Genomic DNA, 13,019 nt, shown 5'->3' on the forward strand with positions numbered 1-13,019 from the left:
GTCAGCGAACAAATCAGTACGCAGAGTAAAGTCAGATGTAGTTTTTTTAATTCAGTTCTCATTTTTATTGGTTTCGTCAGTTGGAAAAAAAGCTCTTTTGTTTTTTTTCAGTTGTTGGCTTAAAGCGTAGGCAAAAAAAAACAAAAGTGCTTTTCGAGCGTTGGCTTCGCCTTGTGGCTAACAAGTTTGTTAAAGTCTTTTGAAGGCAAAATATCATCAATTAATTTTTGTGAAAAGATTGCCATTGCCATACCTAGAATGGCAATACCCAAACCTAACAATACACTAAAAGAAATTAAGCGATAATCTTTTTTAAGTAATTGTAAAAACCATTGCTTTTTGTTTTTGTTTTTGGTTTCAGTTTTTATAAAATCTGCATTTGGTGTAAGGGTTAAACAAGTTTTGGACTTCCAAATGGTTTCTAATTCTTGCTTTGTGTAGGTAGTAATCCCTTTTGCAGGGTCGCCAATAATAAATTTATCATCTCTATAGCCATAGCAAATTACATAATGCTGTAAATGGTCTTCAACAACAACATGCAATATTAATGGTTCTTTATGGTCTATTACTGCTTGTATATCAGCTTCGTTACCTTGTGATGTAAATCCTAATTTATTGGCTGCCTGAAATAAGCCTAAAAGGGTAGTGCCTTGTTTGGTAGTACCACTCAACTCACGTAACTTCTCTAAATTATTTGAGCCACCATAAAATTGGATAAGCGACAATAAACAAGCTACTCCACAATCAGATTGGTCGTGTTGTTGTGTAAAGGTTTGCTGTAAGTGTTTTTGTGATAAGTTGATTGTTTTAGTCATTTTATTGTAATGCTCTTAAAATACCTTTGGCGTTGAGTTGTCCTTTGTGTTTTTTGATGAGTTTTTGGTTTTTGTTGTAAATTAAGATGTAAGGAATACTGTTAGCATCAAATCGACTAGAAAAAGTATCAAGGTTATCATATAGAAAGGTAATGTTTGGTTGGTTGTTTAAGTTGTATTGTTCTGCAAATTGTTTAATTATTTCAATGGGTTCGGTAGATACAAAGATGAACTGCACATTTTTAAAACTCTCTAAATTATCACTAATGCTTTGGGCTTCGTGTTGGCAAAAATCACATTCGCTGTTAAAATAGATAAAACTGGTATTTGTGTTTGGTTTTAAATTGGCTTTTGTAAATGGTTTTTGTTCTAAAGTTAAAAACTCAAACTCTGGAATTGTCTCTAATTGCTTTGCAATTTTGTTTTTTTCTTTGGTTTTAGAAATGACGTTAAAACCTAAATAAGTTAATAAGCCTAAAACACTAATGATAACTATAAATAAAATTATGGACTTGCTACATTTAGAGTGACAAAGAGTTAAGCTAATTTTATCTAAAATAACTTAACCATATGAAACGAAGAAAATACAGTAAAGAGTTTAAAATTAAAGCAGTAGAATTAAGCAATGTACGAGGTAACACAAAGCAGATTGCCATGGAATTGGGAATCAGTGCAGATCTTATTTACAGATGGCGTAGAGAATTAGAACAGCGTCCTGATTTAGCTTTTAGCGGTAATGGCGTCAAACAACTCACAGAAGATCAGAAAGAGTTAGAGCGATTACGTAAACAGCTCAAGGATGTTACCATGGAGCGGGATATCTTAAAAAATGCCGTGAGCATCTTCTCCAAGAGCGATCGGAAGTATTGAAATTTATCAAAGATTACAGTAGAGAATATCCGGTTGGGAAGATGTGTAAAATTTTTAAAATTAGTAGAAACAGTTATTACAGGAGTAAGAATTATGTTCCATCAGATAGAGATGGAAAAAATCGTATGCTACTCTCTGAGATTCACCGTATCTGTGAGCGAAGTAAATCTACTTATGGAAGTCCTAGAATTACAGAGGAACTCAAAGCTAAAGGGTTTAAAGTATCTAGGTCTAGGGTAGCACGATTGATGAAAAAACACGGGATTAAAGCAGTTCGTAAAAAGAAATTTGTTGTCACGACAGATTCTAAGCATCAATATCCAGTAGCTGATAATGTATTGGATAGAGATTTTAAAGCTACCGTATTCTATGATAAAAACAAGTAAAAGTTGAGATATTATTTTTACTAATTTATGCAGCAAATTTAAAAGTATCTACATAGGGTGTTTGTCGTTTGACAACGGCAAACACTCTTGCTATTAATTTGTTTCTAATAATGTTAACGGTACTCATTTTACTTTTGCCTTGTTTTATTCTTTTATGATAGTATAATTTCATTTCTGGGTTATGTTGTATAGCAGAAATAGCGCACATATTAATAATTGCTTTCAATTTTTTATTAGCCAAATGAGAGACTTTTGTACGTCCTTTAATACTAGTTCCAGATTGGTAAGGAAAAGGAGCAACACCACAATAAGAGGCAAACTTTCTCCAGTTTTCAAATTTTGAAAAATTGTCAGTAAACACAATCATCATTATAGCAGTTTGCATTCCTATACCTTTAACACTAGTAACAAGTTTATAGGTTTCTTTTAACATTATATTTTGGTCAATAATAGCTTGCATTTGAGTATTAATCTTGTGTATTTGTTTGGTTAGTTCTGCAATCATTTTTTGTTGAACGTCAAAGATTATTTTATACTCTTTTGCTTTATAAATTCTTTTTTGTTCTTTCAAAGTAACTTTAAAACCAGCTCTTTGTTTGTTAAGTTTTGTCCTTAAAGATAAGAGACTTTTTAGTTGTAATATACTTCTTTTAGGTAGCTTACTGGGTTTAAGTTCTTCTTTTAATCGATACCCATATAGAGCAATGCGTTTGGCATCAATTTGGTCATCCTTTCCACGAGCAATACCAATAGATCTTTTAATTTCTAAACCAGAAGCTATGAAAAAAGATAATTTTTGTTCAGTTAAAGACACAGATAATAAATGAGAGTACATTCCTGTATGTTCAAATACAAACATGGTTTCTTCTTTAGAGAAAGACGAATTTTTAAAACTCCACTTTAGCATTAATTTAAATCCAGATTTACTGTTCTCAAACTGTTGAACAATTTGTTTAGAATAGATACAAACATCAATTAATAATTTACTGACATCGATTCCGATAATTTCATTTGTTTTCATAATTTTGTAATTAGATATTAATAATAGTTACTTAAACTAAGACCTTTAATAAGGGCAGAAACTGAAATTCTATATGGTTCTAAGTAACTTTTAAAAAGAACGGAGACTAATACGGGGGATGGCTCTAAAAAGCTAGCTGGCCGCTAAAGTTCACTCCGTTCTTTTGTGTTTTTGGTTATCAACAAAATAAGAGTTATTAACAAAGAAAAAAAGAAGCAAAAAAAGAAATTTCATCATAACTATTATGTTTTTATTTTAAGTAATTATTTCTATTTGCTAATCTAAAGGCTGCTGCACAGAAATGGGTTTCTGATATTACCTATTTAAAGCCTGCACAAGGATGGCTGTACTTAACGGTAATTATTGACCTGTTTGATCGTAAAGTCATTGGTTGGTCTTTGAGCAATGGACTCAAAGCAAGACAAACTATCATTGCTGCATGGAGAATGGCTGTAAACAACAGAATGCCTTGTGAAGGTATGATTTTTCATTCTGATCGAGGTGTACAATACGCATCTCATGCGTTTGTTAATATCCTTAAAAGTTATCATGTAACACCCAGTATGAGTAGAAAAGGAAACTGTTGGGATAATGCAGTAGCTGAATCTTTTTTTAAAACAATCAAAACAGAACTAATGATAGACAATAAGTTTATATCCAACAAAAGTCTTCAAATTAAAGTCTTTGAATACATAGAAACTTGGTACAACAGATACAGAAGACATTCTGCTCTTGGTTACAAAAATATCATCGAATTTGAAAAATTATATCAAATCAAAAATGTAGCTTAACTTTTTGTACCATTTTTTGTTGCATATCCATTATTTTTTTACGCATAACTAACTCATATTTAAAGTGAAGAACATTACACCCACTACCCAAATTAAAAGACTTACTCCATAACTACTTACCACTATTTGTAAACCTTTTGTGGATTCTGTATCATTAATTTCTTTATTAAGTAAAAAGGCTATAATAAACCAATAAGCTAATTCAAATAGATTAAGCACTTGAAGCGGATAAATAAACCAAGGTTCTAAACCCTCATAACCTATAATATTTAAAGCAGACAATGGATAGAAATATTGTAAATCTTCTAAATTATATCTAGTTTGGAAGAAATAAAACCAAGCAGTTTTAAATATGATGACTAATAAGAATATAAACTCTGCTTTAACTACAATATTAAAGAGTTTTTGTAGTTGATTTCTTTATCGAAAAAGAAACAGCCAGCGTCTAAAATAGCTGCTATAATGACTGTTTTTATTAGAAGTAGCAATGGTGCAAAAAAATAACCCAACCATTGCCACTTTTCTCTAAAATCAATGATACTATTTAATTGTTCAATTGATAATTGTTCAGATAGTGAATTAATTATCAATGTATCAGTATTTAAAAATTCTTTTGATAAAAAACCTAAACTTAAATGAGCAAGGCCTAAAATTAAAAATAAACCTTTGTTACTCATTAAGTTTGCTGTTCTTTTTCTTAATTGTTTTATACATGCTTAAAGCAGTAAAAAACATAGCTGTCATACCTAAATACATTGCTACTTCTTCTTTAATATATATACTTCCATCAATTTTCCCTTCAATTAGTATAGCTAAAAAGCAGCCGAATATAAAAATACTTATTACATATAAAAAACTTGGTAAATCTTTATTCAAAAATGGTTTCATAATTAATAATTTAAATAATCAAATGGAGGAAGATTTTCTTCCTCCATTTGATAAAGTTAATTAAGCATCTGCATCTGAACAGGCAAGTAATACTACTGAAGGCATAATGCTAAAGCCGATAGCGGCACCAACACCAGCAGTTGAAGCTGTTATGGCAGCAATAGTTACTCCAGCACCTATTAATGCTAAACTGCAAGATAACCATCCACCTCCGTCTATTTGTTCCATTTGATTTAAATCTAATGATTTCATAATAAAATGATTTTTAAGTTATACCATTCAAAGTTAAAAATTAGGTTCAGAAATTGTGAATGGGTATAGCAATTTCTTCACCTTTTGTTTTGTTTGTCACTTTGGGTGGTCAGCCCTTTTTTAACCGTTGTTATTTTTCAAGCCTTGTTGTCAACGTTTAGTATATGGCAAGTAGGGCAGTAGAAAGCACTTCACTTTCAGTTTTGCACTTAACCAAGCTAAACATTTTTATATTTAATTCTCTTTTTAATATCATAAATTTTAGCTTGGTGGACTTTGTTAAAACCGCTAAACTTTGATTACCTACCAAACGCCCTATTGGCTATATACAGTGTTACCCACCGTTTTTATTCTTTTTTGTTGCGTTGGCAAAGGCATACTCTTTGACAAGTTTTGGCTCGTGCGGTTGGCTTTTGAGCGACTTGGCAATGTGTATGACTTTTAGCATTGGCATTTATTCCGTTTTCAATAGTCCGTTGTCTTGTAACTCTTTATAGGTGCTTTTCAGTTCTGCGTTAAGTTGTGTTATGTATTCTTTGCAAATATGGAAATACAAGTCCTCTTTCTCATCTGTTAAATTGAAGTCAAATTCACCACTTTTTAGTTCTTCTAACAGCTTGTTGAAAACAGTTTTTACGTCATTAGGTTTGTCCTCTGTAAGCACAATGTCTAATTGAGTTTCACCAAGTGCAAGTTTTAAGATTGCATTATTGTCTTTCCTTTCAATTGTTGCGTTATGTGTTGCCATATATTTTTCCTCTTTCACCGAAAGCGGATTTTCCGCCTTCTAATGTTTTCATACTAATTGATTTCCAATCCAAATTGGGTTTCTTTCCCGAACTACAAACTAAACTGTTAGAAAATGGATTTCCCGAATAGGTGTAATAGCCATTAATATCGTGTTCACGATAAATAGAGTTGTAAGGCAATGTCCTAACAGCAATATTTGCATCGTGTGTTGCGATAATAACTCTTTTACCACTTTTGGTTTTTTCCTTTATCAAAGGAACAATTACATCACTTATGTAGTCATTTCCTAAACTTTTTTCAGGCTCGTCAATGAGATAAATTTCTTTATCTTTCATCAATTCGTTGTGCAAAAGAACCATTGATGATTCACCATTAGAAGGTGTATAAAATTCATTATCTAATGTAAAATGCTTATAAAAAAGCAATAAATCATTAATTGATGAAACAGATTCAGAACTCTCAACGTTTTTAAGTTCATCTATTTTTTCAAACAAAGTATTTGCATAAATATGCTTTGAAATGAGTTCTATTTTATCTGCAACTGATTTTTGTGGAATTTTCGTTGTGCTATTTGTGTGTTTGTATTTAGCATCAGAAATTTTTCCGTTTTGTATTAATAAATTGGTTTTACAATACAATTTCCCTTTATCTCCCAAATTGCCGACTTCTTCAACAATCGGGTCAATTGTTTTTGAAACATTTTCAAGAATCTTATTTACATCTTTCTCAATAGAAATTCTATTACTTGCATACTCAGCAAAACCTGTTTTTGTCGGTTTTTCAGGTTGTCCTGTCTTTTTGGAAATTTCAGAAACAAAGAGTTTTACCAACTTATTAAAGAAACTGATACTTTTATAGTCAGTAAATCGTTTTCCCGATTCAGAATTTATTTTTTCTAAAATCCTTTCAATAACATTGTCCAATTCATTTAAAAGGTCATCACCGATAACTTCTTTCAGTTTCGTATCTGCGGTATAATAATCCTTGAACTCCTGAAATTTCTTTAAATTATTTTTGACATCTTCAAAACTTCTTTTAGGTGAATTTTCATCAAGAGTAGTGAATTTGTCAATTTTTATATTTTTTGAGATTTTGTTCTTTGCATCTGCGGAATAGTAATCTCCATATTTCGATAAACTTGTTATTTCCTTTTCGGTAGCATTTATTAAAGAAGCTAACTCTGTGGAACAATCATCAATTCCAAATTGCTCAATATCAATGGTTAGTTCTGTGCCTTTAAGATCAAAAACTTCATCTATTTTATTTGTGTTTGATTCGTAAACTTCTGTTTTAAATCCTTTACCATTATAATATTTTGAAAGTGCTTTTAGAATATCTGTTTTTCCTGTCCCTTTTGAGCCAAACAGAATATTGATGTCATTGTAAATATCAACATCCATTATTTCTGCTGCACTATTGAACGGATTTATTTGGATAGTTTCTTTTGTTTAGAATTGTTTTGATAGTTGCGTCATCTTTATCCAATAACAAACAAAATTGTTCAAAGCTTTCAACAGGTAACCTTAATTCAGGTAAACTCGTGGAATTTTTAGTATAATTATCCCAATTTTGAACATCTGAACCGTGAATGGAATTGTGTCCGTGATTGATGTAAATTCCTGCTGAAACAGAGTTTGAAGCTTCTTTTAAAACTCTTTTTGGATTAGAAACCAAACTTTCAAGTTTATCTAAATCTTTGTCTGTTAGGTTTGGTTTCTTTGAGTGATAGTGAGCAATGAAAATCGCATCAAGACTATCAAAATTGTTTACAACATTTTCTATGTTAATTGTAAATGTGTCAACAGAAGTTGTTCCAATAACTTCTTTTACTTTATCACTAAAAGATTGTGCATTTTTAGGGCTTACGATTGTAATTAAGTGTGCTCTTCGTTCTTCTTCAAGAATGTCAAATTCTATTCCTACCCATATTTGACAAATTCCATCAACACTGGTTTTAAATTGTGTGTACTGTTCGAGGTCAAAATGATTATGATTAGTGATTGCTAAAATTTTAACATCAGTTTCCTTGATGATTTCTGTAAATTTTTCAACATCAATGTTTCGGTGTTCAGAATCACCTTGTTTTATTTTTTTTGTATGTGTATGAATGTCAATCCTCATTTCTAAACTATTGATGGAAATTCTATGTCTATTTGCCTCTATTCAATCTTCTGTTAGATAACTTCTTCCAAATGCTATCTGCCAACTCAATTTCTGAATCTGTCAGTCCGAAATTTTCTTTCAATATTTTTTCATTCGTGATTTTTAGTAATTCAGAAATATCTTTTTTATCTCGAATCATTTTATTGATTACTGGTAATAATTCTGCATTATTTTCATTGTATGGTAAAAGAATTCGTTCTACTTCATTAGGCATTAGTTCTAAAACTCCACCACCGTGACTTCTTCCGCAAATTTCAGAAAAAGCAAAAGAAAGTGAGTTGTAATAACTTGCTGTTAATGCGTTTATTTCTACATTTTCTTTTACGGTTACTCGGTGCATTGTGTCCGTTGTATATGCTTTGGCTTCATTAATTATCAGCTTTGGATACTTGTTGTTTCTACGAATAAATAAAGCATCAGAAATTCGTTGTGATGGCACGATTTGCCATTCATCCCTGATTCTACATTTATATCCTTTGTTTATTTCTGCTTCTTCTCCCCAAGCTATATAATCTCTTGCACCAATCGAACCGTTTAAATCTTTGATTTTCGGAAAAGATAAGAAGTGTGTTCTTGCTTCTGAATCTCTGTTTTTTTGCCAATCTTTTTCAGTGAAAATTGCACTCGGAACTTGTACACTTCTACCAACTAATGGCTTTGCATATTTTTCCAAATTGTAAAATTGCACGGTCGAAAGCGGTACAGTAAAAAATGGATTTGAACCTGTTGTTATCCCTACTTCAACTTTTGCATAATTACCTAATTGAGGGATTATCTTTTTTGTTTGAAGTCGTTCTAAAAAATCAATTTCTTTTTGGTCAAGGAAATAGAAAGTCCATTTGTTTGATTTGAAATCTATCTTTTTCTTTGGGTTTTTAAGTTTCGACACATCTAATTTTTGAAGTTCTTCCGCATCTCGCAATTCTAAATGTTCAATTAAATGCGTTTTAGAATTGTTTTTCTCGCATAACAGTAAAACGACTTCTTGTTGAATATCTGGAAACACCAATTTTTCAAAAGAAACAATGTTTATTTTGTTATAGAACTGACCTAAAAACTCTCTTAAAGGTTGTGCATAAGAAACTTGTAGTATTTCAGCAGGAAGTACGAAACCAATTTTCCCTTCTTCTTTTAGCAGTAAGGAAGATCCCACAACAAAAGAAACCCAAGCATTGGTAAGTTTAGAATATTTTAACTTTGCTTTCCCGAAAATATCCGAAGCAAATTTTTGCTGTTCTTTATCGAAATATTGGTATCGAATGTATGGAGGGTTACCAATTATTAAGTCAAATTTCTGTTTTGTATTGATACAGAAATCGTGAAAATCAGAATTGATAATTTTGGATTTATCTAACCCAATTTTTGCTGATTTTTCAGCTTCAATTCCATCAAATTCAATTCCTGTAACAGAATTGTATTCGTAATTTCCTTTCTGAATTTCTTCTAAGAAAACACCATCACCACAACTTGGTTCAAGAATGTCTAATTCTTTGTTGCCATTAAAAGCCCATTTTAAAATAAATGATGCAATTGGTTCAGGAGTGTAAAAACCACCCCTTAATTTTTCCTTAGATGCGTTTTTAATTAGTTGCATATAATTTTGAAATTAGAGGAATAAGGTTGTCGCTTTCTCCTAAGTTAAATAATGTGTTGAGTGTCTGGTCTAATTCATTCTTTTGGCTATCAAATTGACGTTGTAGAGGAATCAACTTTCTGTTGTTTCCTTTGTTCTTGTCAATTTGACCTTGAATATCAATTAATCCTTTCTGAATTGAAGTAATTTTATCGTGTATTGCTTTATCTGTTTTGTTATCAAAATCAATAACTCTAATTGGTAGATTCTTTAAGACTTTAGTTCCTCTTGCAATATATCCGCCTCTAAAGACTTCTCCGATTAACGCAGAAAACCATTCTAAGTACTTAGAATTTAAAAGAGCTTGGATATAGTAAATTGAGTAAGCGAAATCGTCAGGTAAAGTAATCATACAATACCCTGCTGTTCCTCCTGATGAAATTAGAGTTCCAAAGTAATCAATTGCATATTTATTACCCTGTGCCAAAACTCCAACAATAATTTTAGCGGGAACATCACATTTATCAAGACTTTGATGTCTTCCAAAACGATACCATTCGTTTGCTGTTGTAGGTGTTGGTTTTATGTCTCTCTTTGAATTATCTAATTTGCTTTTATAATGATTTAGAAATGAAAACAAATTAGGATAGTTGGTTTTTAATTTGTCAATTTCAACAAATTCGATTCCTTTTTTTGTTTTTAAATATGGGTAAATAACAAAAGTATTTGGACTAAAAGGGCGATAAGTATTGAGGTTATCATCACCACTTGAAGTTTTGTAATATGGTCTTGTTAATACCTTTTCTACTTTCCAATCAATGCCATCTTTAGAAAAATAGATGTATTTTTTATCTTCTTTTGTTTTGGTATGAATGTAAATATTGTTGGCACTTGTTTGAATTCCATTGTAAATATTATCAGAACCAATTAAGTCTTCTAATGTTTTGGATTGTTTATTTATAGACTTGAAAACTGGTTTTAATATGCTTGGAACAAGAAGCCAATTGTTTTTTTCAAGTTCATCAAATGTTACAGAGTCAAAATGTTCATCATTGACTTTTCTTGTCTTCCATTTTTTTAATGAATCAACTTCTAAGTAGTTTAGTTCCTTTTGTTTGTCATTTTTAAGAATTAACAAACAGGTATAAGTTGTTTTATCTTGAAAGACTTGATTTGCTCCAAATGAGATAATTTGTTCTATAGATTTATTTGAAACAAGCAATTCTCTTAACTTTTTACCTGCTCCAACTTTTGTGAATTTACTTGGTACGATATAACCGAAATGGCCTTTTGGTTTTAATAGGTCTAAACCTCTTTCAATGAACAGAAAGTATTTGTCTAATTGTTTGTAAGATGATGAGTAATGTTTTTTATATAAAGGCAATTCTAAAGGTGTAAATTGCTTCATATGTTCGGTAGCCAAATATGGAGGGTTACCAATTATTACGTCAAACTTTGTTTTTCCAAAATCAAAAGGATTGATTTCGTTTTGATCCTTTTTAGGGGCTATCGAATGACTAATTAAACTATTGCCAAAATGAATGTTTTTAAGGTTTGGAAGTGCTGGTGATGAAATGGTTAAATTATCTTCATTTTCAAGTAGTTTAAGAAGAAGCCCAAACTTACAAGCTTCTACAGCATTGTAGTCTTTATCAATTCCGTAGATGCAATTTTCTAATATTTTCTTTTTAATTTCAAATGGAAGTTTGAAAGTCTTTATTGATGTTTGGATTAATTTTTTAGGGTCATTCTTTAAATAATAATCGACTAAAATATCTTGTAATAATTGGTATGTTTCTAATAAAAATGCACCTGAACCACAAGCAATATCGGCAAAAGAAGAATTTAAAATTTCCTTGTCTGTTTTACCTTCACAATGTTTGACGACCGTTTGGCGTAAAATATCTTGGATGATAAATGTTGGTGTTGTAACAATGTCTCTGTCAATATTTTCAGGCTTCTTTTTGATTAATATTTCAGCATCCTCAATGATTAATTGCTCTCCCAAAAATATTTCATAGATATTTCCTAAAATGTCAGAAGAGAATACTGAAAAGGAGTAACTGCTTTCAGGGAAGTACAAATGCTCAATTATAGTCCAAAAAGCAGAACTATTATTTGAGATTATTTCGTCTGTTAATGGATGATTAAAAAGTCCTGCGTTATACTTTTTGTCTGCTTCTTTAAATTTTTTGATTAACGAATTGAAATCATTTTTATCAGCAAAGTTTAAAAGTGTTTTGTAAGCTTCTAAATTTCTGTCTTCACATACTCGCAAAAAGATAATGCTGTTTATGTATGATTGAACAATATCATTAAGTTCTTCAATTGAAATAGTTGGTTTGTGGAAATAGATTTCTTTTCCAAGAGTAATTCTCCAATCGTTTATTTGAGATAGGAAAAGACTATCAACACTTGATAATTTAAGTTGTTCTTCAATGTCTTTCCAAGTTTCATCAAATTCTCCTGTGTAAACTACTTGGTGGCTTAGTTGTTTTTTGATTTCATCAAAAGCAGACTCATATTCTTTGTAGTGATAAATATTTATTCTTGATTTCGTTACTGAATCGTCCTTTTCAACTTTTTGAGAGCAATCGTAGATTGCTAAATATTCAAAGTTTGATAAAACTGATATTTTCAGTTTTGCTGTAAACCCATATCTACGAACCTGTTTTGCAGGTTCGTTATCTTTTTCAATTTTTACATTTGGTTTTTTTGCTTCTAAAAAGAATTTTCGTTCAGAAAAAAGTCTGAAAGTGTAATCAGGTTTTTTTGTGTTTGCGGTAGCATCTGCTTTTAAACCTTCTTCAACTAAAACTTCACGTTCATTGGTTGGTTTTCCTTTTGAATTTGTAATGTCCCAACCAAGTAATTCAAAAAAAGGGTCTAAGAAATCAGTCCTAAGTTGCGTTTCGTTATAACTCGGTTTAAGGTATGTTTCTCTGTCGGAATGATATTTTCTAACAAGGTCTTTAACTGTCATAATTATTTAAGATTAAGTGAACCTTGTTTAGCGTTCTTGTTTTTTAAGTATTGTATTTTTTCTTCTGCGACTTTCAATATTTCATTGGGATTTTCTTCTTCCATAAGTTGATAAGCGACTTTGTCGCTAAAAAGAATTAAACTTAATTCTTTTTCATTTTCACTGAATAATTCCGCAAGTATTGGCAACATTTCTTTGTTTGCCGTTCTTTCTCCTCTTTCTATCTTACTCAGTGTTGAAGGGTCAAGGTCTAACACGGACGCAACTTTTCTAAGTGGTAGTTTATGTTCTTCCCTCAGTCTTTTGATGTGTTCTCCAAATGATTCTTTGACTGTCATCTTTCTGTTTTTGTTCTTGAAATTATTTCAGGACATTAATTGTCCAAAATTAATAAAAGATTATCAATTTGCTTTACTTTATTCAGATTATTTTTATTCGAGTGGTGGTGGGGAAGGTCAAGCTCTTTTGGTTTTTTAGCGAGGGCTTTGGGTGTTGGCAAAAACCAAATGTGCTTGACCGTGCGGTGG

The 13,019-nt window shown here is 31.0% G+C and carries 14 protein-coding genes and 1 pseudogene; 3 read left to right on the forward strand and 12 right to left on the reverse strand.

Going from position 1 to position 13,019, the window contains the following annotated elements; all coding sequences use genetic code 11:
• Window positions 1-119: 119 nt before the first annotated feature.
• Both GKR88_07595 and GKR88_07600 read right to left on the reverse strand, forming a co-directional pair.
• Window positions 120-815 carry a hypothetical protein gene (locus GKR88_07595; protein ID QMU64161.1) on the reverse strand — a complete coding sequence of 232 codons (696 nt, stop codon included), beginning with the start codon at window positions 813-815 and terminating at the stop codon, window positions 120-122.
• Between the two features lies 1 nt (window position 816).
• The gene (locus tag GKR88_07600; GenBank protein QMU64162.1) at window positions 817-1,374 is read right to left on the reverse strand and encodes a redoxin domain-containing protein; all 558 of its coding nucleotides are present in this window, start codon (window positions 1,372-1,374) and stop codon (window positions 817-819) included.
• A gap of 11 nt (window positions 1,375-1,385) precedes the next feature.
• On the opposite strand from GKR88_07600, the gene GKR88_07605 reads away from it, so the two are divergent.
• Together GKR88_07605 and GKR88_07610 are read left to right on the forward strand one after the other, a co-directional pair.
• The gene (locus tag GKR88_07605; GenBank protein ID QMU64163.1) at window positions 1,386-1,685 is read left to right on the forward strand and encodes a transposase; all 300 of its coding nucleotides are present in this window, start codon (window positions 1,386-1,388) and stop codon (window positions 1,683-1,685) included.
• Window positions 1,686-1,726: 41 nt separating this feature from the next.
• Entirely contained in the window at window positions 1,727-2,071 is a 345-nt protein-coding gene (locus tag GKR88_07610; protein QMU64164.1) for an IS3 family transposase, read from the forward strand.
• A gap of 25 nt (window positions 2,072-2,096) precedes the next feature.
• Here the strand turns inward: GKR88_07610 and GKR88_07615 are convergent, their stop codons facing one another.
• Window positions 2,097-3,092: a transposase gene (locus GKR88_07615; protein ID QMU64165.1), complete on the reverse strand. Its 996-nt coding sequence runs from the start codon at window positions 3,090-3,092 to the stop codon at window positions 2,097-2,099.
• A 314-nt stretch (window positions 3,093-3,406) separates the two neighbouring features.
• Here GKR88_07615 and GKR88_07620 point away from each other — a divergent pair, with 314 nt between their 5' ends.
• Entirely contained in the window at window positions 3,407-3,883 is a 477-nt protein-coding gene (locus GKR88_07620) for an IS3 family transposase (protein QMU64166.1), read from the forward strand.
• A 48-nt stretch (window positions 3,884-3,931) separates the two neighbouring features.
• Here GKR88_07620 and GKR88_07625 read toward each other — a convergent pair.
• From GKR88_07625 to GKR88_07665, 9 genes and pseudogenes are all read right to left on the reverse strand, one after another.
• Window positions 3,932-4,560: pseudogene (locus tag GKR88_07625) on the reverse strand (hypothetical protein).
• On the reverse strand, window positions 4,553-4,771 hold the full coding sequence (locus tag GKR88_07630; GenBank protein QMU64167.1) for a hypothetical protein: 219 nt from the start codon (window positions 4,769-4,771) through the stop codon (window positions 4,553-4,555). Before GKR88_07630 ends, GKR88_07625 begins: the two are co-directional and overlap by 8 nt.
• Window positions 4,772-4,831: 60 nt before the next feature.
• Complete coding sequence (locus GKR88_07635; protein ID QMU64168.1) at window positions 4,832-5,023, reverse strand: hypothetical protein; 192 nt, start codon at window positions 5,021-5,023, stop codon at window positions 4,832-4,834.
• Between the two features lie 454 nt (window positions 5,024-5,477).
• Window positions 5,478-5,771, reverse strand: coding sequence for a hypothetical protein (locus tag GKR88_07640; protein QMU64169.1), 294 nt, complete (start codon window positions 5,769-5,771; stop codon window positions 5,478-5,480).
• Window positions 5,758-7,173: a hypothetical protein gene (locus tag GKR88_07645; GenBank protein QMU64170.1), complete on the reverse strand. Its 1,416-nt coding sequence runs from the start codon at window positions 7,171-7,173 to the stop codon at window positions 5,758-5,760. Before GKR88_07645 ends, GKR88_07640 begins: the two co-directional genes overlap by 14 nt.
• 13 nt (window positions 7,174-7,186) lie before the next feature.
• Complete coding sequence (locus GKR88_07650; protein ID QMU64171.1) at window positions 7,187-7,894, reverse strand: PHP domain-containing protein; 708 nt, start codon at window positions 7,892-7,894, stop codon at window positions 7,187-7,189.
• Window positions 7,895-7,922: 28 nt separating this feature from the next.
• Window positions 7,923-9,530, reverse strand: a complete 1,608-nt coding sequence (locus tag GKR88_07655; GenBank protein ID QMU64172.1) for an N-6 DNA methylase — start codon at window positions 9,528-9,530, stop codon at window positions 7,923-7,925.
• Complete coding sequence (locus GKR88_07660) at window positions 9,517-12,492, reverse strand: N-6 DNA methylase (protein QMU64173.1); 2,976 nt, start codon at window positions 12,490-12,492, stop codon at window positions 9,517-9,519. Before GKR88_07660 ends, GKR88_07655 begins: the two co-directional genes overlap by 14 nt.
• Before the next feature lie 2 nt (window positions 12,493-12,494).
• Entirely contained in the window at window positions 12,495-12,830 is a 336-nt protein-coding gene (locus GKR88_07665) for a helix-turn-helix domain-containing protein (GenBank protein ID QMU64174.1), read from the reverse strand.
• Window positions 12,831-13,019: the final 189 nt, after the last annotated feature.

The organism is Flavobacteriaceae bacterium (assembly GCA_014075215.1).
GTDB lineage: Bacteria > Bacteroidota > Bacteroidia > Flavobacteriales > Flavobacteriaceae > Polaribacter.

Bases quoted from the DNA above. Each gene is read 5' to 3' on its own strand.
- GKR88_07645 (QMU64170.1), bottom strand. From the start codon at position 7,173: ATGGATGTTGATATTTACAATGACATCAATATTCTGTTTGGCTCAAAA.
- GKR88_07615 (QMU64165.1), bottom strand. From the start codon at position 3,092: ATGAAAACAAATGAAATTATCGGAATCGATGTCAGTAAATTATTAATT.
- GKR88_07610 (QMU64164.1), top strand. From the start codon at position 1,727: ATGTGTAAAATTTTTAAAATTAGTAGAAACAGTTATTACAGGAGTAAG.
- GKR88_07655 (QMU64172.1), bottom strand. From the start codon at position 9,530: ATGCAACTAATTAAAAACGCATCTAAGGAAAAATTAAGGGGTGGTTTT.
- GKR88_07605 (QMU64163.1), top strand. From the start codon at position 1,386: ATGAAACGAAGAAAATACAGTAAAGAGTTTAAAATTAAAGCAGTAGAA.
- GKR88_07660 (QMU64173.1), bottom strand. From the start codon at position 12,492: ATGACAGTTAAAGACCTTGTTAGAAAATATCATTCCGACAGAGAAACA.
- GKR88_07630 (QMU64167.1), bottom strand. From the start codon at position 4,771: ATGAAACCATTTTTGAATAAAGATTTACCAAGTTTTTTATATGTAATA.
- GKR88_07650 (QMU64171.1), bottom strand. From the start codon at position 7,894: ATGAGGATTGACATTCATACACATACAAAAAAAATAAAACAAGGTGAT.
- GKR88_07665 (QMU64174.1), bottom strand. From the start codon at position 12,830: ATGACAGTCAAAGAATCATTTGGAGAACACATCAAAAGACTGAGGGAA.
- GKR88_07595 (QMU64161.1), bottom strand. From the start codon at position 815: ATGACTAAAACAATCAACTTATCACAAAAACACTTACAGCAAACCTTT.
- GKR88_07640 (QMU64169.1), bottom strand. From the start codon at position 5,771: ATGGCAACACATAACGCAACAATTGAAAGGAAAGACAATAATGCAATC.
- GKR88_07635 (QMU64168.1), bottom strand. From the start codon at position 5,023: ATGAAATCATTAGATTTAAATCAAATGGAACAAATAGACGGAGGTGGA.